Origin of the sequence: Rhodococcus indonesiensis (assembly GCF_047782815.1) — a bacterium.
GTDB classification, from domain to species: domain Bacteria; phylum Actinomycetota; class Actinomycetes; order Mycobacteriales; family Mycobacteriaceae; genus Rhodococcus; species Rhodococcus indonesiensis.
In genome coordinates this window covers 3,335,250-3,353,751 of the sequence record NZ_CP180630.1, presented here as the reverse complement: position 1 = coordinate 3,353,751, position 18,502 = coordinate 3,335,250, and the positions used below count along the sequence as shown (strand labels likewise).

The 18,502-nt window shown below is 70.4% G+C and carries 18 protein-coding genes; 14 read left to right on the top strand and 4 right to left on the bottom strand.

Annotation, left to right across the window (positions count from 1 at the left end; genetic code table 11):
• Positions 1–24: 24 nt before the first annotated feature.
• On the bottom strand, positions 25–726 hold the full coding sequence (locus tag ACM26Y_RS15440; protein WP_003937000.1) for an IclR family transcriptional regulator: 702 nt from the start codon (positions 724–726) through the stop codon (positions 25–27).
• 120 nt (positions 727–846) lie between these two features.
• On the opposite strand from ACM26Y_RS15440, the gene leuC reads away from it, so the two are divergent.
• From leuC to ACM26Y_RS15425, 3 genes are all read left to right on the top strand, one after another.
• Positions 847–2,274 carry a 3-isopropylmalate dehydratase large subunit gene (leuC, locus tag ACM26Y_RS15435; protein ID WP_003937001.1) on the top strand — a complete coding sequence of 476 codons (1,428 nt, stop codon included), beginning with the start codon at positions 847–849 and terminating at the stop codon, positions 2,272–2,274.
• Between the two features lie 26 nt (positions 2,275–2,300).
• Positions 2,301–2,897 (top strand): 3-isopropylmalate dehydratase small subunit, encoded by a 597-nt coding sequence (gene leuD / locus ACM26Y_RS15430; RefSeq protein WP_003937002.1) that lies wholly within the window; start codon positions 2,301–2,303, stop codon positions 2,895–2,897.
• Positions 2,898–3,065: 168 nt separating this feature from the next.
• Positions 3,066–3,803: an HU family DNA-binding protein gene (locus tag ACM26Y_RS15425; RefSeq protein ID WP_289380756.1), complete on the top strand. Its 738-nt coding sequence runs from the start codon at positions 3,066–3,068 to the stop codon at positions 3,801–3,803.
• Between the two features lie 129 nt (positions 3,804–3,932).
• Here ACM26Y_RS15425 and ACM26Y_RS15420 read toward each other — a convergent pair whose 3' ends face one another.
• The 3 genes from ACM26Y_RS15420 to cofC are packed head-to-tail and all read right to left on the bottom strand — an operon-like array spanning position 3,933 to position 7,887.
• A complete protein-coding gene (locus tag ACM26Y_RS15420) occupies positions 3,933–4,871 on the bottom strand; it encodes an NUDIX hydrolase (protein ID WP_289380757.1) in 939 nt (312 codons plus the stop codon).
• A gap of 8 nt (positions 4,872–4,879) precedes the next feature.
• On the bottom strand, positions 4,880–7,096 hold the full coding sequence (locus ACM26Y_RS15415; protein ID WP_416061307.1) for an RNA degradosome polyphosphate kinase: 2,217 nt from the start codon (positions 7,094–7,096) through the stop codon (positions 4,880–4,882).
• A gap of 50 nt (positions 7,097–7,146) precedes the next feature.
• The gene (cofC, locus tag ACM26Y_RS15410) at positions 7,147–7,887 is read right to left on the bottom strand and encodes a 2-phospho-L-lactate guanylyltransferase (protein ID WP_416061306.1); all 741 of its coding nucleotides are present in this window, start codon (positions 7,885–7,887) and stop codon (positions 7,147–7,149) included.
• 116 nt (positions 7,888–8,003) lie between these two features.
• Here cofC and ACM26Y_RS15405 point away from each other — a divergent pair, with 116 nt between their 5' ends.
• The 11 genes from ACM26Y_RS15405 (at position 8,004) to ACM26Y_RS15355 (ending at position 18,489) form a co-directional block, all read left to right on the top strand.
• A complete protein-coding gene (locus ACM26Y_RS15405; protein ID WP_416061305.1) occupies positions 8,004–9,002 on the top strand; it encodes an NAD(P)H-dependent glycerol-3-phosphate dehydrogenase in 999 nt (332 codons plus the stop codon).
• A gap of 4 nt (positions 9,003–9,006) precedes the next feature.
• Complete coding sequence (locus ACM26Y_RS15400; protein WP_416061304.1) at positions 9,007–10,128, top strand: cystathionine gamma-lyase; 1,122 nt, start codon at positions 9,007–9,009, stop codon at positions 10,126–10,128.
• 49 nt (positions 10,129–10,177) lie between these two features.
• Positions 10,178–11,284, top strand: a complete 1,107-nt coding sequence (locus tag ACM26Y_RS15395) for a D-alanine--D-alanine ligase family protein (protein WP_193788789.1) — start codon at positions 10,178–10,180, stop codon at positions 11,282–11,284.
• Between the two features lie 30 nt (positions 11,285–11,314).
• On the top strand, positions 11,315–12,619 hold the full coding sequence (locus ACM26Y_RS15390) for a glutamate-5-semialdehyde dehydrogenase (protein ID WP_003937010.1): 1,305 nt from the start codon (positions 11,315–11,317) through the stop codon (positions 12,617–12,619).
• 68 nt (positions 12,620–12,687) lie between these two features.
• On the top strand, positions 12,688–13,569 hold the full coding sequence (locus ACM26Y_RS15385; RefSeq protein ID WP_003937011.1) for an AAA family ATPase: 882 nt from the start codon (positions 12,688–12,690) through the stop codon (positions 13,567–13,569).
• A 1-nt stretch (position 13,570) separates the two neighbouring features.
• Positions 13,571–15,022, top strand: a complete 1,452-nt coding sequence (locus ACM26Y_RS15380; RefSeq protein ID WP_416061303.1) for a vWA domain-containing protein — start codon at positions 13,571–13,573, stop codon at positions 15,020–15,022.
• 70 nt (positions 15,023–15,092) lie between these two features.
• A complete protein-coding gene (nadD, locus tag ACM26Y_RS15375; protein WP_054373720.1) occupies positions 15,093–15,794 on the top strand; it encodes a nicotinate-nucleotide adenylyltransferase in 702 nt (233 codons plus the stop codon).
• Complete coding sequence (gene rsfS, locus ACM26Y_RS15370; protein ID WP_371382462.1) at positions 15,791–16,255, top strand: ribosome silencing factor; 465 nt, start codon at positions 15,791–15,793, stop codon at positions 16,253–16,255. The genes nadD and rsfS overlap by 4 nt, the downstream gene beginning before the upstream one ends.
• Positions 16,252–16,905, top strand: a complete 654-nt coding sequence (locus tag ACM26Y_RS15365; RefSeq protein WP_003937015.1) for a histidine phosphatase family protein — start codon at positions 16,252–16,254, stop codon at positions 16,903–16,905. Before rsfS ends, ACM26Y_RS15365 begins: the two co-directional genes overlap by 4 nt.
• The gene (gene octT / locus ACM26Y_RS15360; RefSeq protein ID WP_054373722.1) at positions 16,892–17,665 is read left to right on the top strand and encodes a diglucosylglycerate octanoyltransferase; all 774 of its coding nucleotides are present in this window, start codon (positions 16,892–16,894) and stop codon (positions 17,663–17,665) included. The genes ACM26Y_RS15365 and octT overlap by 14 nt, the downstream gene beginning before the upstream one ends.
• Positions 17,666–17,670: 5 nt before the next feature.
• Positions 17,671–18,489 (top strand): DegV family protein, encoded by an 819-nt coding sequence (locus tag ACM26Y_RS15355; RefSeq protein ID WP_040782625.1) that lies wholly within the window; start codon positions 17,671–17,673, stop codon positions 18,487–18,489.
• Positions 18,490–18,502 lie beyond the last annotated feature (13 nt).

Below are 18,502 nucleotides of genomic sequence, written 5' to 3'. Positions count from 1 at the left end.
CGAGTCGGCGGATGCGACAGCCTTCTAGAGTCGCTTGTGCAGGGCGTCGGCGGCCGCGAGCAGATCCGCGGCCCACCGTGCTCCGGGCCGGCGGCCCATCCGGTCGACGGGTCCCGAGACGGAGATCGCGGCGACGACCGAGCCGGAGGCATCGCGTACCGGTGCGGCCACCGAGGCCACGCCGGGTTCTCGCTCGGCGACGCTCTGCGCCCAGCCGCGCCGACGCACCTCGGCGAGCACCCGTTCGCCGAATGCCGCCTCCGGCAGGATCGCCCGCTGCGTCGCGGCGTCGGCCCAGGCGAGCAGGACCCGCGCGCCGGACCCGGCGGTCATCGGCAGTCTCGCGCCCACGAGGACGGTGTCGCGCAGACCGGTCGGTGGTTCGAGGGCGGCGACGCACACCCGGTGCGTGCCCTCCCGCCGGTACAACTGCACGCTCTCGCCGGTGATCTCGCGTAGCCGTGGGAGAACGAGCGAGGCGGCATCGACGAGTGGGTCGCCCGCGCCCGCGGACAGTTCGGCCAGGCCGGGGCCCGGGCGCCACTGGCCGTCACCGTCGCGCGCGAGCAGCCGGTGCACTTCGAGCCCGACCGCGAGACGGTGCGCGGTGGCGCGGGGTAGTCCGGTGCGAGCGCACAGTTCGGTCAGGTTGCACGGTTGCTGGGCCACCGCGTGGAGGACCGCCATGGCTTTGTCCAGCACTCCGATCCCGCTATGCTGTCTCATAGGTCGATACCTCCGTCTCGCATAATGGGAAGCATAGCCCACGCGGAAACCGGCGGGGACGACAGTATTCGCGGCCCGGGACAGCCCGAGAACGGGAACCGCGTTCGTCACGTACGACAGGTGGAGAAGATGGCTGGAAAGACTCTGGCGGAGAAGGTGTGGGACCAGCATGTGGTCGTGCGCGGTACGGGAGAGGGTGCGGCACGGCAGCCGGACCTGATCTACATCGATCTGCATCTCGTGCACGAGGTCACGAGCCCGCAGGCGTTCGACGGCCTGCGGCTGGCGAATCGGCCCGTGCGGCGCCCGGACCTGACCATCGCGACCGAGGACCACAACGTCCCCACGGTCGACATCGACAAGCCCATCGCCGACCCTGTCTCACGCACCCAGGTCGAGACGTTGCGCCGCAACTGTGAGGAATTCGGCATCCGGCTGCACCCGATGGGGGACGTGGAGCAGGGGATCGTCCATGTCGTCGGACCGCAACTCGGACTGACGCAGCCGGGCACGACCGTGGTGTGCGGCGACAGCCACACCTCCACCCACGGCGCCTTCGGTGCCCTGGCGATGGGCATCGGCACCAGTGAGGTCGAGCATGTGCTGGCGACCCAGACGCTTTCGCTGCGCCCGTTCAAGACGATGGCGATCACCGTCGACGGCGAACTGCCCCCCGGCGTCTCGAGCAAGGACCTGATCCTCGCGGTCATCGCCGAGATCGGCACCGGCGGCGGCCAGGGCTACGTGCTCGAGTACCGCGGCGAGGCCATCCGGAAGCTCTCGATGGAAGCGCGGATGACCATCTGCAACATGTCCATCGAAGCGGGCGCCCGGGCCGGGATGATCGCACCGGACGAGACCACCTACGAGTTCCTGAAGGGTCGTCCGCACGCGCCCCAGGGCGCGGACTGGGACGCCGCGGTAGCGGCGTGGGAACAGTTGAAGACCGACGAGGATGCGGTTTTCGACGCCGAGGTCCGCATCGACGGGTCGGCCCTGACGCCCTTCGTCACATGGGGCACCAACCCGGGTCAGGGCGCGCCCCTCGGTTCGTCGGTGCCCGATCCGGCGGCGATGGCAGACGAGAGCGAGCGTCTCGCGGCCGAGAAGGCACTGCGGTACATGGGACTCGAACCCGGGACCCCGCTGCGGGAGGTGCCCGTCGACACCGTCTTCGTCGGGTCGTGCACCAACGGCCGGATCGAGGATCTGCGGGCCGTCGCCGACGTCCTGCGGGGCCGCTCGGTCGCCGACGGTGTCCGAATGCTCGTCGTGCCCGGATCGATGCGCGTTCGTGCCCAAGCCGAAGCCGAAGGTCTCGGCGAGATATTCACGGCCGCAGGGGCGGAATGGCGCCAGGCGGGCTGCTCGATGTGCCTGGGCATGAACCCGGACCAGTTGGCGCCGGGTGAGCGCTGCGCTTCGACCTCGAACCGGAACTTCGAAGGCCGCCAAGGCAAGGGCGGACGCACCCACCTCGTCTCGCCTCAGGTCGCGGCGGCGACTGCGGTGCGCGGCACTCTCTCCGCTCCGGCGGATCTGGACTAGGTCACGGGACCGAAGGAGAATTTTCGATGGAAGCCTTCACCACTCACAAGGGAATCGGCGTTCCGCTGCGCCGGTCGAACGTCGACACCGATCAGATCATCCCCGCGGTGTACCTGAAGCGGGTCACTCGAACCGGATTCGAGGACGGGCTGTTTGCCGCCTGGCGCACGGATCCGGCCTTCGTGCTGAACACCCCGCCGTTCGACCGGGGCAGCGTCCTGGTGGCCGGGCCGGACTTCGGCACCGGATCCTCGCGCGAGCACGCCGTGTGGGCGCTGTCCGACTACGGTTTCCGCGTCGTCATCTCGTCCCGCTTCGCCGACATCTTCCGGGGCAACGCCGGCAAGGCCGGATTGCTGGCCGCTCAGGTCGAACAACCGGACGTCGAATTGCTCTGGAAGCTCATCGAACAGCAGCCGGGACTGGAGCTCGAGGTCGATCTCGAAGCTCGTACCGTGACCGCCGGAACCACCGTGGTGCCGTTCGGCATTGACGACTACACCCGGTGGCGGCTGTTGGAGGGTCTCGACGACATCGGACTCACGTTGCGCCAGGTAGACGCGATTTCCGAGTACGAAAATGCAAGGCCTTCTTGGAAACCACGCACCCTCCCGGCACCCTGATCGAGCCTTCGAATCGGGCCTCGGCGGGCCGGATCCGGCGGACGCCCGGATCCGGCCCGCCGGTAATTTGCATGAGAATTGGCGTGGCACATAGACTCTTGCCCGTTTGCGGGTCTACCGTGGACTCGAGTCGGTCTGACGGTGGACCGTAATGTGCGGAGGAATGCAATGAACAAGGCAGAGCTGATCGATGTTCTGACCGAGAAACTCGGTTCGGACAGGCGCACAGCAACGGCGGCCGTGGAGCACATGGTCGACGCGATCGTGCGTGCAGTGCACTCGGGCAAGAGCGTCACCATCACCGGATTCGGTGTCTTCGAGCAGCGCCGCCGCGCCGCCCGGGTCGCCCGCAACCCGCGTACGGGCGAGACCGTGAAGGTCAAGCCGACGTCGGTGCCGGCATTCCGCCCCGGCGCACAGTTCAAGGCGGTCATCGCCGGTTCGCAGAAGCTCCCCGCGACGGGTCCGGCCGTCAAGCGCGGCGCGGCTGCCGCCGCCAAGAAGACCGCGGCGGCGAAGAAGACGGCCGCCAAGAAGACCGCGGCGGCGAAGAAGACTGCCGCCAAGGCCGCTCCGGCGAAGAAGACCACGGCGGCCAAGGCTCCGGCCAAGACCACCGCGGCGAAGAAGACCACCGCGGCGAAGAAGACCACGGCGGCCAAGGCTCCGGCCAAGACCACCGCGGCGAAGAAGACCACCGCGGCGAAGAAGACCACGGCGGCCAAGGCTCCGGCCAAGACCACCGCGGCCAAGAAGACCACCGCGGCGAAGAAGACCACGGCGGCCAAGGCTCCGGCCAAGACCACCGCGGCCAAGAAGACCACCGCGGCGAAGAAGACCACCGCGGCGAAGAAGACCACCGCGGCCAAGAAGGCGCCGGCCCGCAAGACCGCCGCCAAGAAGTAGCAATTCCGGCACGGCGCGGGTCCGGAAGACCGTCGCCGAGAAGGGGCGCCGCCGAGCGTGGCGCTACCGCCCGGATCCGTCCGTTCGGCGGCCATCGGGGGTTTTCCCTCGATGGCCGCCGACGTGCGTTCAGGCGGGGGTAGGGGGCAGTGGACTGTCGATGTGGTCCACTGCGACGAGCCGGTCACCGGCCAGCGACAGGACCCAGGTGCTGCCCTTCCGGTTGCGCGTGTTCGGCGCGACCACCCCGTCGTGCTCGGCCCACCATCGCACGAGGTCCGGAATCACCTTGCCCTGACTGCAGATCACCGGCACGCCGCCGCGCTGGGCGAGTTCGAGCGCTCGCTTGCGTCCGAGTTGCGGGTCGGCGCCGTATTCCTCTTCGGTCAGGGAGGTCTCGACGGCGATCTCGACCCCGAGCCGGTCCGCGAGCGGCTGCACGGTCTGCACACAGCGCACCCGGTCCGCGGCGACCACACTGTCCGCGCCGAACGCGAGCAGTTGGGGAACGAGGGCCTGGGCCTGGGCGCGGCCCGCCGCGTCGAGAGGCCGGTGCCGGTCGTCGCCGCGATGGTTCTTGCGGCTGCCGGCCTTCCCGTGCCGCACGATCAGCACCGTCGCCGTGTCCGGCGGCAGGGTCTGGAAGCGCCGCAGCACCGTATGGTCCATCGGGTACGACAGGGCCGCGAAGGCGTCGTCGGGTGCGAGCCAGCGCAGCTCGTCGACCTCGTCGTTGGGGACGAACCGGCCGCTGCGTTCCGCGGCGGCCCAGTAGTCCACCCGCTTGAGCTTCCGGTGTCCCGGAACCGGGTAGGTGACCTTGCCGAGATACCGGCCGAGGCGTGCCGAAATGCCGGTCTCCTCCTCGATCTCGCGTACGGCGGCGACGACGGCTGTCTCGCCGGGATCGAGTTTGCCCTTGGGGAAGGACCAGTCGTCGTATCGCGGCCGGTGCACGACGGCTACCTCGAAACGGTTCCGGGCGGTCGGGTTCCTCCGCCACAGGACGGCTCCGGCGGCGAAGATGTTGGCTCGCATTGCGTTGTCGGAAACGGGGGACACCGACATCCTTCCGATCAGGAGCTGCGGCTACGCATGAACTCTTCTTGGTGGTCGCGGGCGGCGGTTCCCGGTGCCGGCGACGCGAGCCAGGTGCCGTCGGCCCGCAACGTCCAGCACCGGGTCGCCGGATCGAGCGCCGACTCGAAGATCGAGTCGAGTTGCGCAGCGAGCCGGGGGTCCTTCACCTGGGCCATCACCTCCACCCGGCGATCGAGATTGCGGTGCATCATGTCCGCGCTGCCGATCCAGATCTCGTCGGCCGCCCGGAAATGCAGGATGCGCGAGTGCTCCAGGAACCGCCCGAGAATGGAGCGCACCGTGATGTTCTCACTGAGGCCCGGTACTCCGGGCTTGAGCGCGCAGATGCCGCGCACGACGATCTCCACCGGTACCCCGGCCCGGGAGGCGCGGTACAGCGCGTCGATGACCTGTTCGTCGACGAGCGCATTGGCCTTCAGCCGGATCCGGGCGTCGCGTCCGGCCTCGTGGTGCTCGATCTCGGTGTCGATCCGTTCGATGATGCCCGACCGCACCCCGTGCGGGGCGACGAGCAGGTTGCGGTACTTCGCCTTGCGCGAGTACCCGGTGAGCGTGTTGAACAGATCGGTCAGGTCCGCGCCGATCTCCGGTGCGGCGGTGAGCAGACCGACGTCCTCGTACAGGCGCGCAGTCTTCGGGTTGTAGTTGCCGGTGCCGATGTGGCAGTAGCGGCGGATGAGCGAGCCCTCACGGCGGACCACGAGACACGTCTTGCAGTGGGTCTTGAGTCCCACCAGGCCGTACACCACATGCACGCCGGCCTGTTCCAGCTTGCGGGCCCACTTGATGTTCGCCTGTTCGTCGAAGCGGGCCTTGATCTCCACCAGTGCCACCACCTGCTTGCCGGCTTCCGCCGCGGCGATCAGCGCGTTGACGATGGGGGAGTCACCCGAGGTGCGGTAGAGGGTCTGCTTGATAGCGAGCACCTGGCTGTCGGCTGCGGCCTGCTCGATGAACCGTTGCACGCTGGTGGAGAAGGAATCGTAGGGGTGGTGCACCAGCACGTCGCCCTCGCGCAGCGTCGAGAACACGCTCTTGGGGGTCTCGCGTTCGCCGAAGGCGGGGTGGGTGGCCGGCACGAACGGCCGGTCCTTGAGGTCGGGCCGGTCGACGCCGTGCACCTGCCACAGACTCGACAGGTCCAGCAGTCCCGGCAACTGCACCACGTCGGCGGGATCGACGTCCAGTTCGCGCAGCAGCAGTTCGAGCATGTGCTCGGTCATGTCGTCGGCGACCTCGAGGCGCACCGGGGAACCGAAACGGCGACGGGCGAGTTCCCGCTCGAGTGCCTGCAGGAGGTCCTCGTCGCGGTCCTCCTCGACCTCGAAGTCGGCGTTGCGGGTGACCCGGAAGGCATGGTGCTCGACGATTTCCATGCCGGGGAACAGCACGTCGAGGTGGGCCGCGATGAGTTCCTCGAGCGGAAGGAACGCGTCGATCCCCTCCGGCGAGTCGTCCCGGCGGACCCGCACGAAGCGGTCGACGTTGTCGGGCACCTTGACCCGGGCGAAGTGCTCGCCGGCGGACTGGCGATCCTTCACGGTGACAGCAAGGTTGAGGCTCAGGCCGCTGATGTACGGGAACGGGTGCGCCGGATCGACCGCGAGCGGGGTCAGAACCGGGAACACCTGTTCGGCGAAGTGCGCGGTCAGACGCTGTTTCTCGTCGTCCGCCAGATCGTCCCACCGGATGATCGAAATACCTTCGGCAGTCAGGGCGGGCAGGACCGAGTCGAGGAAGACGAGGGAGTGGCGGCGCGCGATCTCCTGGGTGCTGCGCGCGATGAGCGCGAGTTGCGCTCGTGGCGACAGCCCGTCGGCGGAGCGGACCGACAATCCCGTCTCGGCGCGGCGCTTGAGGCCGGCGACGCGCACCATGTAGAACTCGTCGAGATTCGAAGCGAAGATGGCGAGGAACTTGGCGCGTTCGAGCAGCGGCAGGGACGTGTCCTCGGCCAGCGCGAGCACCCGCGCGTTGAAGTCGAGCCAGCTCAGTTCGCGATTGAGGTAGCGGTCCGCGGGCAGACTGTCGGCGACGGCCTGCAGCGTCGTGGCGGCAGGTGGGGCGCTCGGCGCCGAGGCCGAACGGGTAGCGGTCGCACCGTCGAGGCCGCCTCCGCCGTCGCCGGATGCCCCGGCGAACCCGGGAGGGTCGGTGTCGATGCGCTGGTCCGTGGAATCGCCGTGGTTCACACGTCGATCATCCCTCAGTTTCGGAACGGCGGACAATCCGTCGGCGTCCGTCACCCGAAGTCGGGATGACGAACAGGCATCGGCCATCCGATCCGTGTCAGCACCGACGCCGTCGCGGGCCCGACACCCTGCGCCGTCGCGGCCTCGAGGTCGGCGACGGTGTCGACGTCGAGCCGCAGTCCGGGCCAGTCCCCGGTCAGGGGGTGGGCGCCCGCCCGCACGTGACGGTGCGCCGAATCAGGGCCGAACAGCGGGTCGAGTGGGTCGGGCGTGCAGTGCAGCAGCGCCGAGGTGCCGGTGCCGGTGTGGTCCACGACGACCGCCCGGCCGGCCTCGCGGGCCGCGGAGAGCGCCGCGGACAGTTCGGCGGGCCGCAGCGCCGGCAGGTCCGCGTGCAGCGCGATCAGATCCACGCCCGGCTCGCGGGAGCGCACCCGGTGGGCGGCGGCGGCGAGCGCAGTATTCAGTGGATCGAGGGAGGCGGGATCGAGGGAGGCGGGATCGAGGGAGGTGGGATCGGAGGGGCCGGGACCCACGGAGGCGCCGGCCGTGTCGGCGACCGGGGGATCGGCGAGCGTGTGCGCACCCGCGCCGAGGGCGAGCGCGGCGACGTCGGCGTCGGTGGTGATGACGGTGACGGCGAGCCCCTCGACCGCCAGCGCCGCGTGCAGGGTGTCGGCGAGCATCGCGAGCACCAGCGCGGCTCGGTCGCCGGGATCGAGAACATGCGCGAGCCGCGACTTCGCCAGGCCCAGGGCCTTGACGGGAATCAGCGCGTGCGCGGTGGTCATGGTCGTCGATTCTGCCAGTCGGCGGCGACGGGGGGTCGCGGGCGCCGCGGTAGGCGATACTGGAGCAACCGCGGCGCTGGTCTGCGGACGGGATCGGACACGAGTAAGGGGACTGCGTGAGCAAGGCTGCGGTGTTGGGGGCGGGGTCGTGGGGGACGGCGTTCGCAAAGGTGCTGGCGGAGGCCGGAACGGACGTGACGATCTGGGCGCGGCGCGCGGAGGTGGCCGAGGCGATCGCCACCCGGCACGAGAACCCGGACTACCTGCCCGGCGTCGAACTGCCCGCAACGGTGCGCGCCACCGCGGATCATCGCGTCGCTCTCGACGGAGTGGACTTCCTCGTCCTCGCGGTGCCGTCGCAGACGTTGCGCGCGAATCTCGAGGCGTGGCGCGACGACATCGGTCCCGAGGCGACCCTGTTGAGCCTGGCGAAGGGCATCGAGAGCGGCACCCTGATGCGGATGAGCCAGGTGATCGCTCAGGTGACCGGCGCCGAGCACGACCGCATCGCGGTGCTGTCGGGACCGAATCTCGCCCGTGAGATCGCCGATCGGCAGCCTGCCGCCACGGTGATCGCATGTTCCGACTCCACTCGCGCGCTCGAGATTCAAAGAGCATGTGCGACAGGTTATTTCAGGCCTTACACGAATACCGATGTCATCGGCTGCGAGATCGGTGGCGCGTGCAAGAACGTCATCGCCCTCGCGTGCGGCATGGCGGCCGGGGTCGGACTCGGCGACAACACCGTCGCCTCCATCATCACCCGCGGCCTGGCCGAGATCACCCGGCTGGGAACTGCCCTCGGTGCCAAGCCGGCCACGCTGGCCGGGCTCGCGGGCGTGGGCGACCTGGTGGCCACGTGCACCTCACCCCTGTCGCGCAACCGGTCGTTCGGCGAACGGCTGGGGCGAGGAGGGACACTCGAGAGTGCGCAGGAGGCCACCCACGGCCAGGTGGCCGAGGGGGTCAAGTCGTGCACCTCCGTCCGGGCGCTGGCGGCCAGCTACGACGTGGAGATGCCGCTCACCGACGCCGTGCACGGTGTCTGCTACGAGGGCATGTCGGTGCCGGAGGCGATCGGACTGCTTCTCGGCCGTCGAGTCAAACCGGAGTGAGAGCGTGCCGGGCGACTCGACGCGTTGTGTGAAAGCGGTTGCTGCCGAACATGTTCCCGGGGCTCCACTGCAACCCGGCCCGGTTCTCGCGGCTCCCTACCAGCTCGGCGCGGAAGGTACCGAAACCGACACCTACGCCCGCGCCTCCAATCCTGGCTGGCGGGCCCTCGAATCCGCGCTGGCCGCGCTCGAGGGCGCGGCGGCAGCCCGCGTCGTCGGATCCGGCATGTCCGCGGTCACCGTCGCGCTGCGGTCGCTGAGCCGTGGCGGTGGCACCGTCGTCGTCCCCGCCGACGGGTACTACCAGGTGCGGGCCTATGCGCGGGAACGCCTCGAACCCCTCGGCATCACGGTTCACGAACTCACCTGTGCCCAGTTCGGCGACGGTGGTCTCCGCGCGGTCCTCGCCGATGCCGGAGAGGGCGCGCTCGTGCTCGCCGAGACCCCGACCAACCCGGGACTGGACGTCGTCGACCTGCGCGCCACCGCGGCGCTGTGCCGGACGGCGGGCGCCCTGCTCGTGGTGGACAACACCACCGCCACCCCGCTGGGGCAGCAGCCCCTCGCGCTGGGCGCGGACGTCGTCGTCGCCAGCGGCACGAAATCGCTCAGCGGGCACAGCGATCTGCTGATGGGGTATCTCGCCGTGGCCGACGGCGCACTCGTGCCACCCCTCGAACGGGAGCGCCTGCTCTCCGGGGCCGTCCTCGGCCCGTTCGAGACGTGGCTGGCACACCGCAGCCTGGGCACCGCCGGGCTGCGCTTCGACCGGCAGTGCGCCAACGCGCTCGCCGTGGCCACGATGCTGCGCGAACATCCCGCGGTCGGTAGCGTCCGATACCCCGGCCTGGACGACGATCCCGCGCACCCCGTCGCCGCGGCGCAGATGCGCCGGTTCGGGCCGCTGGTGACGTTCCGGCTCGACGACGAACAGCAGTTCCACCGGTTCGTTGCGGCAAGCGAGCTCGTCACCGCGGCGACCAGTTTCGGGGGCATCCACACCACCGCGGACCGGCGTGCCCGCTGGGGTGATCCCGTACCGCCCGGCTTCGTGCGCTTGTCCTGCGGGATCGAGGACACCGCCGACCTGCTCGACGATCTCGACCGCGCGCTCGCCCGCCGCTGAGCAGGACTCGGATACCGGCCGGGCCGGCGGCACCGGTACGGTTTGTGCCGTGAGCACACCCCGAATCCGGGTGGCCGTCGTCTTCGGTGGCCGCAGCAACGAGCACTCCGTCTCCTGCGTTTCGGCAGGTAGCATCCTCCGCCACCTCGACCCGCAACGCTACGAGGCCGTCCCGATCGGCATCACCACCGACGGCGCCTGGGTGCTCGCCGACACGGACCCGGAACGGCTCGCCAAGGCGGGCCGCGAACTGCCGACCGTCGACGCGGACGGGTCGGCGCTGGTGCTCACCGCCGACCCCACCCGGGCGGGCGACATCGTCGCCCTCGCCGAGGGCGAGTTCGGCAAGGTGCTCGCCTCCGTCGACGTCGTGTTCCCGGTGCTGCACGGTGCGTACGGCGAGGACGGCACCATCCAGGGGCTGCTCGAACTTGCCGGCGTCCCGTACGTGGGACCGGGGGTCCTCGCCAGCGCTGCCGGGATGGACAAGGAGTTCACCAAGAAACTGCTGGCCGCGGAGGGTCTGCCCGTCGGGTTCCAGGTCGTGCTGCGGCCCGGTACCGCGACCGTCACCGAGCAGCAGAAACAGCGCCTCGGCCTCCCCGTCTTCGTCAAGCCCGCCCGCGGCGGGTCCTCCATCGGGATCAGCCGGGTCGCCGACTGGGCGGCGCTCGATGCGGCGATCGACAAGGCCCGTCGGCACGACCCGAAGGTGATCGTCGAATCCGCGATCGTCGGCCGCGAGGTCGAATGCGGGGTGCTCGAGTTCCCCGACGGCGATGTGCGTGCCAGCGTCGTCGCCGAGATCCGGATGCCCGACCCGTCCGGCGATCACGAGGCGTTCTACGACTTCGACACCAAGTACCTCGACGACGTGTGCGAATTCGACGTGCCTGCCAAGCTCGACGACGACGTCTCCGACCGGATCCGGGACCTCGCGGTCCGCGCCTTCCGCGCCCTCGACTGCCAGGGCCTGTCCCGGGTCGACTTCTTCGTCACGGAGGACGGGCCGGTGATCAACGAGATCAACACCATGCCCGGGTTCACGTCGATCTCGATGTACCCGCGCATGTGGGAGGCCAGCGGCCTCGAATACCGCACGTTGCTCTCCACCCTGGTCGACACCGCCCTGGCCCGGGGGACCGGGCTGCGCTGAGCGGTCCGGATGCGGACTAGTCTGGAGGCCATGACTGCCGTGACCCCTGACTCATCTGCGACCGTTTCCGGGGACGTGCGGGCGACCGGCGCCGGGGACACCCGCGAGGCCGTGCACGCCGCAGCCCGCCGCGCCCGCGTCGCCTCCCGCCGGCTCGCCCTGCTCACCACCGCGCAGAAGGACGCCGCCCTGCACGCCGCCGCGGACGCGGTGCTCGCCGCGTCCGACGCGGTGCTCGCGGCCAACGCCGAGGACATCGAGACCGCCCGCGCGGCGGGCACCGAGGAATCCCTGCTCGACCGGCTCCGTCTCACCCAGGCCCGAGTCGAGGGCATCGCGGCGGGGTTGCGCCAGGTTGCGGGGCTGCCCGACCCGATCGGCGAGGTGGTCCGCGGCTCGACCCTGCCCAACGGCCTCGAGATCCGGCAGCTGCGGGTGCCGCTCGGCGTCGTCGGCATGGTGTACGAAGCCAGGCCGAACGTCACGGTCGACGCCTTCGGTCTGGCCCTCAAATCCGGCAACGCGGCCCTGCTGCGCGGGTCCTCGTCCGCCGCCCGCTCCAACGCGGCCCTCGTCGAGGCCCTGCGCGGCGCCCTCGCAACGCAGGAACTGCCCGAGGACGCCGTACAACTGCTGCCCAGCGCGGACCGATCCTCGGTCACGCACCTCATCCAGGCCCGCGGACTCGTCGACGTCGTCATCCCGCGCGGCGGTGCCGGACTGATCTCCGCCGTCGTCCGGGACGCGACCGTGCCCACCATCGAGACGGGCGTGGGCAACTGCCATGTCTACGTGCATGCGTCGGCCGATCCGGAGATGGCCGAGAAGATCGTGGTCAACGCCAAGACCCGCCGGCCCAGTGTGTGCAACACCGCCGAGACGATCCTGGTGGACAAGGCCGTCGCCGACGACGTCGTGCCCCGGCTGCTGCAGGTGCTGCGCAGCCACGGCGTCACCGTGCACGGCGACCTGCCCGGCCTCGAACCGGCCACCGAATCGGACTGGGCCGACGAGTACCTGAGTCTCGACGTCGCGCTCGCCGTCGTCGACGACCTCGACGCGGCCGTCGCGCACATCGACCGGTACGGCACCGGACACACCGAGGCCATCGTGACCTCCGACCTCGCGGCGGCCCGTGAGTTCTCCGCGCGGGTCGATGCCGCAGCCGTCATGGTCAACGCGTCGACGGCCTTCACCGACGGCGAGCAGTTCGGGTTCGGTGCCGAGATCGGTATCTCCACCCAGAAGCTGCACGCCCGCGGCCCGATGGGACTGCCGGAACTCACCTCCACCAAATGGGTGGTCTGGGGCGACGGCCACACCCGGCCGGCCTGAGGTCGGCGCCCGACAGCGCTCGACGAGATCCGCACCCCGACCGGCCCGCCCCGACGAAAGGACACAGCGTGGACCGTGCGCTGCCGACCACCCCGCCGATCTTCGCCGACGTCGACGAGGTGATCGACCGCCTCGCCGAGACCGGATACCTCGCCGACAAGGCCACTGCCACCGCGGTGTTCCTCGCCGATCGCCTCGGCAAACCGCTGCTCATCGAAGGCCCCGCCGGAGTGGGCAAGACCGAGCTGGCCCGCGCGGTGGCGCAGACATCCGGCGCCGAGCTGGTGCGGCTGCAGTGCTACGAGGGTGTCGACGAGTCGCGGGCGCTCTACGAGTGGAACCACGCCAAGCAGATCCTGCGGATCCAGGCCGGCACCGACCATTCCTGGGACGCGACCAAGCAGGACGTGTTCTCCGAGGAGTTCCTCCTGCCGCGCCCGCTGCTGACCGCCATCCGCCGGGAGGACCCGACGGTGCTGCTCGTCGACGAGGTCGACAAGGCCGACGTGGAGATCGAGGGTCTGCTGCTCGAGGTGCTCAGCGATTTCGCGGTCACCGTGCCCGAACTCGGCACCATCAGCGCCACCCGCAAACCCTTCACGGTGCTCACCTCGAACGCCACCCGAGAGCTGTCCGAGGCACTCAAGCGGCGCTGCCTGTTCCTGCATCTCGACTTCCCCGATGCCGACCTCGAGCGCCGCATCCTGGCGAGCCGGGTTCCGGAGTTGCCCGAGGCCGTCGCCGAGCAGCTCGTGCGCACAGTCCGGGTACTGCGCGGCATGCAGCTCAAGAAACTGCCGTCGGTGGCGGAGACGATCGACTGGGGCCGCACGCTGCTCGCCCTGGGCCTCGACACCCTCGACGACGCGGCCGTGCGGGCGACCCTCGGCGTCATCCTCAAACACCAGTCCGATCAGCTGCGGGCCGCGGCCGAGCTGCGGTTGAACTGAGATGGCCGGGGCACGCCCGCCGCTGCGGGACCACGGGCCGTCGGCACCGCACGGGCTGCCCGGCCACCTCGTCGGGTTCGTCGAGGCGCTGCGCCGTCGCGGCATCCCCGTAGGACCGTCGGAGACCGTCGACGCCGGCCGGGTCGTCTCGGTGCTCGACCTGCTCGACCGGGACGCCCTCCGCGAGGGGCTGGCGTGCGCGCTGCTGCGACGGCCCACCCATCGGCCGACGTTCGACGCCCTGTTCGACCTGTGGTTCCCGGCCGCGGTCGGACGCCGCGAGGCCGGCGGGATCGATCCGACCCTGCCGCGCACCCCGGACGGCGAGATCGACTTCGAGGCGCTGCGGGACCTGATCGCCGAGATGCTGGCCGACGACTCCGCCGAGGCGTTCGAACTCGTCGAGCTGCTGACCGCGCAGATCGTCGAGGAGCTGGGCCAGTACACCTCGGGTGACAAGTCTTCGTTCTCGGCGTACCAGGCCCTGCGCCAGGTCTCGCCCGAGACACTGGTGTCGAAGATCCTCGAGGGACTGCTCGGCAACGCCGGCGCCGAGGAACGGGACCAGGACACCGAGTACGCCACCGAAGTGGCCCGCCGCACCGCCGCGCGCCGGGTGGCGGACTTCCGGGCGATGGTCGAACGCGAGACGCGGCGCCGCACGGCCGAACAGGTCGGACGCGACCGCGTCGCCACCTACGGGGTGCCCAAACTGGCCGAGGAGGTCGACTTCCTGCGGGCCACCGACGCCGAGCTCACCGCGCTGCGCCGCAGCGTCACCCCACTGGCGCGGCTGCTCGCGAGCCGGCTCGCCGCGCGACGACGGCGGGCCCGCGCGGGGGCGATCGACCTGCGCCGGACCCTGCGCAAGTCGATGTCCACCGGCGGGGTGCCGATCGACCTCGTCAACCGCAAACCACGTCCCGCCCGTCCGGAGCTCGTGGTGCTCTGCGACGTCTCCGGATCGGTCGCCGGCTTCTCCCACTTCACCCTGCTACTCGTGCACGCCCTGCGCGAGCAGTTCTCCCGTGTCCGGGTGTTCGCTTTCATCGACAGCACCGACGAGGTCACCCACCACTTCTCCGCCGGCGCGGACCTCGGGGTCGCCATGTCACGAATGCTGCGGGAGGCCGAACTGATCGCCTACGACGGCCACTCCGACTACGGTCACGCGCTCGGCGTGTTCACCGAGCGGTACGCGCACAGTCTCACCAGCCGCAGCTCCCTGCTCGTGCTCGGCGACGCCCGGACCAATTACCGCGATCCCAACCTCGCAGCGCTCGAACACCTGGTGGCCGTTGCCCGGCACGCCCACTGGCTCAACCCGGAACCACGCGGCCAGTGGGGAGCCGGCGATTCGGCAGCCGAGGTGTACAGCGAGGTGATCACGATGCACGAGTGCCGGTCCGCACAGCAGCTGGCGCAGGTGGTGGCGGCCCTGCTGCCGGTGTGAACCCGTAAGCTGGACCATCGTGCACGAGCCATCCGTCCCGAATTCCCCGCCGCGCCGGCGCGTCGGTGTCATGGGCGGAACCTTCGACCCCATCCACCACGGGCATCTCGTCGCGGCCAGCGAAGTGGCCGACCGGTACGACCTCGACGAGGTCGTGTTCGTGCCCACCGGACACCCCTGGCAGAAGTCGGGACGCGAGGTCAGCACGGCAGAGGACCGCTACCTGATGACGGTCATCGCGACCGCCTCGAATCCACGGTTCTCCGTCAGCCGGGTCGACATCGAACGCGAGAAGGCCACCTACACCGTCGACACGCTGCGCGACCTGCGCGCACTGATGCCCGACACCCAGTTGTACTTCATCACCGGCGCCGACGCGATGGCATCCATTCTGTCGTGGCAGGACTGGGCCGAGCTGTTCGAGCTGGCCCGGTTCGTCGGGGTGTCGCGTCCGGGCTACGACCTGCACGTCGAGCACCTCGCCGAGCATCTCGCGAAGCTGCCGGCCGACACCGTCGGCCTCGTCGAGATCCCGGCGCTGGCGATCTCGTCGACCGACTGCCGGACGCGGGTGCGTGAGCACAGACCCATCTGGTACCTGGTGCCGGACGGGGTGGTGCAGTACATCAGCAAGCGCAACCTGTATCGGCCCGCGAACTCGCGGCGCCCCGACGGCACCACGACCGTGTCTCACCCCCACGCTGAGCCCCACCCCCACCCGGTGACCCATCCCGAGTCCCATCCCCACCCCGAGAGGAAGACCACGCAGTGACGGCAACTGCAGAAGCCATCGAGATGGCACGCATCGCGGCCCGCGCGGCCGACGAGAAACTGGCCACCGACGTGGTGGTGCTCGACGTGTCCGAGCAACTGGTCATCACCGACTGCTTCGTGATCGCCTCCGCGGCCAACGAGCGCCAGGTCAACGCGATCGTCGACAACGTCGAGGAGAAGCTGCGGCTCGCCGGGCACAAGCCCGTGCGGCGCGAGGGCACCCGCGAGGGTCGTTGGACCCTGCTGGACTACGTCGACGTGGTGGTGCACATCCAGCACGACGACGAACGCAACTTCTACGCACTCGACCGGTTGTGGAAGGACTGCCCGGTGATCAGCGTCGACGGCATCGGCGCGCCCGCGCCGGCGGGCGACACGGACGCGGCCCCGTCGGCCGGCGACGCCGGCACGGGTGCAGGCACCACCCCCGCCCCGGACGACGCGCCGGGGGACCGGTGACCCACGCGGTACCGGTCCGGCGGCTGATCCTGGTACGCCACGGCCAGACCGAGTACAACGCCACCAGTCGCATGCAGGGGCAGCTCGACACCGAGCTGTCCGCGCTGGGGCGGCGGCAGGCCGTGGCCGCCGCCCGGGTCCTCGTCGAGCACAGTCCCGTCGCCATCGTCTCGTCCGATCTGCGGCGCGCCTACGACACCGCCGTCGAACTCGGTGACCAGGCCGGGCTGCCGGTGGAAATCGATCCGCGTCTGCGCGAGACCCACCTCGGCCGTTGGCAGGGCCTGACCCACCACGACGTGGACGCGGTGTCCCCGGGGGCCCGCGCGGCGTGGCGGGCCGACGCGACCTGGGCCCCTCCCGAGGGTGAGAGCCGGGTCGACGTGGCGCGGCGCAGCGCACCGGTGATCCAGGAACTGCTCGACAAGCACGAGCAGTGGGTGCACCGCCCGATCATCGTCGTCGCGCACGGCGGACTGATCGCGGCGCTCACGGCCGCCCTGCTCGATCTTCCGGTCGACCGGTGGCCGGTCCTCGGCGGACTCGGCAACACCGGCTGGGTCCAGCTCAGCGGATACGGCGACCGGCCCTCGTGGCGCCTCGACGTGTGGAACGCGACGGCGACGGTGGCGGCCGATGACGTCCTCTGAGCCACAGCCGACGGCCGGTCCGCAGCGGCCGACGCTGCTGGTGATCGGGGACTCCCTCAGCTACTACGGCCCGAAGGGCGGGCTCCCGGCGGACCATCCGCGAATCTGGCCGAATATCGTGGCGCGCGAACTCGACTGGGACGTGGAGCTCGTCGCGCGGATCGGGTGGACGACGCGCGACGCGTGGTGGGCCATGACCCAGGATCCGCGCGTATGGGCGACGATTCCGCGGGCAGGTGCTGTCGTGCTGGCCGTCGGCGGCATGGACACGCTGCCGTCCCCGCTGCCGACGGCGCTGCGCGAAACGCTGCGTTACGTGCGCCCACCGCGGTTGCGCCGCGTCGTACGGGAGACCTACGGGTGGCTGCAGCCCCGGCTGTCCCCGCTCGGCTGGCCGGTGGCCCTGCCGCCCCGGGTCAGTGTGGACTACCTCGAGACCATCCGCGAGTCGCTGGCGTACATGCGGCCGGACCTTCCGGTCATCGCCACGCTGCCGTCGGTGCACCGCAGCGAGCAGTACCGCGCGGTGCACCGCGGTCGACCCGCCGCCGCCCGGGCAATCAACCGGTGGGCCTCCGAGAAATCGGTCCCGCTGGTCGATCTCGGCGAGGCCGTGCACGCGGACATCCATTCCGGTGACGCGAACCCGGACGGCATCCACTGGGGTTGGAACGGGCACAGCGAGGTTGCCGCCGCGGTGGCCGAGGCGGTACGGATGGTGCGCCGGGATGCGCGCCTCGCTGCGGAGGACATACGGTAGGCGGCGTGTCTGTAGTAGTGGTGACCGACTCGTCGTGCTGTCTCGACCCGGAACTGGTGGAGCGCTACGACATCCGTGTCGTGCCGCTGCACGTGATCGCCGACGGTGTCGAGTTGCGCGAGGGCGTGGACGACCTGCCCGCCGACCTCTCCGGCGTCACGACTTCCGGCCCCTCCCCGGCGGAATTGACGCAAGCGTACGCCGACGCGCTGTCCGACAGTGGCGGCGACGGGGTGGTGGCCGTGCACTTGTCCCGTGAACTGTCGGGTACCTGGTCGGCCGCCCGCTATGCTGCCGACGCCCTCGGTGACCGAGTGCAGCTGGTCGACAGTCGAACCACCGCAATGGGTCTGGGATTCGCTGCTCTGGCAGCCGCGGAAGCGGCCCGGTCCGGTGCGAGCGTGCGGGAAGTGTACGACCGGGCGGTGGAGGTCGCCGCCCACAGTCGAACCCTGCTGGTGGTCGACCGGCTGGACCATCTGCGCCGCGGCGGACGTATCGGCACCGCCACAGCGCTGCTCGGCACCGCTCTGGCGATGAAACCCGTGCTGCACCTCGTCGACGGCCGGCTGGTGTTGCGGGAGAAGACACGCACCATGACCAAGGCGATGACGAAACTGGTCGACGGCGTCGTCGACTCCGCGGAGCCGGTGACCGCGGTGGCCGTGCACCACCGCGAAGCCCCCGAGCGTGCCGAGCGGCTCGCCGCAGAACTCGCCGAACGGCTGCCCGCCGGGATTCCGCTGTCGGTATCGGAACTCGACGCGGTCCTCGGCGCCCACGTCGGGCCCGGCGCCGTCGGGGTGGTCGTCTCCCGGGCGTAGGAGTTGTCCACAG

Bases quoted from the DNA above. Each gene is read 5' to 3' on its own strand.
- ACM26Y_RS15440 (WP_003937000.1), bottom strand. From the start codon at position 726: ATGAGACAGCATAGCGGGATCGGAGTGCTGGACAAAGCCATGGCGGTC.
- cofC (WP_416061306.1), bottom strand. From the start codon at position 7,887: ATGACCACCGCGCACGCGCTGATTCCCGTCAAGGCCCTGGGCCTGGCG.
- ACM26Y_RS15420 (WP_289380757.1), bottom strand. From the start codon at position 4,871: ATGTCGGTGTCCCCCGTTTCCGACAACGCAATGCGAGCCAACATCTTC.
- octT (WP_054373722.1), top strand. From the start codon at position 16,892: ATGACGTCCTCTGAGCCACAGCCGACGGCCGGTCCGCAGCGGCCGACG.
- ACM26Y_RS15390 (WP_003937010.1), top strand. From the start codon at position 11,315: ATGACTGCCGTGACCCCTGACTCATCTGCGACCGTTTCCGGGGACGTG.
- leuD (WP_003937002.1), top strand. From the start codon at position 2,301: ATGGAAGCCTTCACCACTCACAAGGGAATCGGCGTTCCGCTGCGCCGG.
- nadD (WP_054373720.1), top strand. From the start codon at position 15,093: ATGGGCGGAACCTTCGACCCCATCCACCACGGGCATCTCGTCGCGGCC.
- ACM26Y_RS15425 (WP_289380756.1), top strand. From the start codon at position 3,066: ATGAACAAGGCAGAGCTGATCGATGTTCTGACCGAGAAACTCGGTTCG.
- ACM26Y_RS15380 (WP_416061303.1), top strand. From the start codon at position 13,571: ATGGCCGGGGCACGCCCGCCGCTGCGGGACCACGGGCCGTCGGCACCG.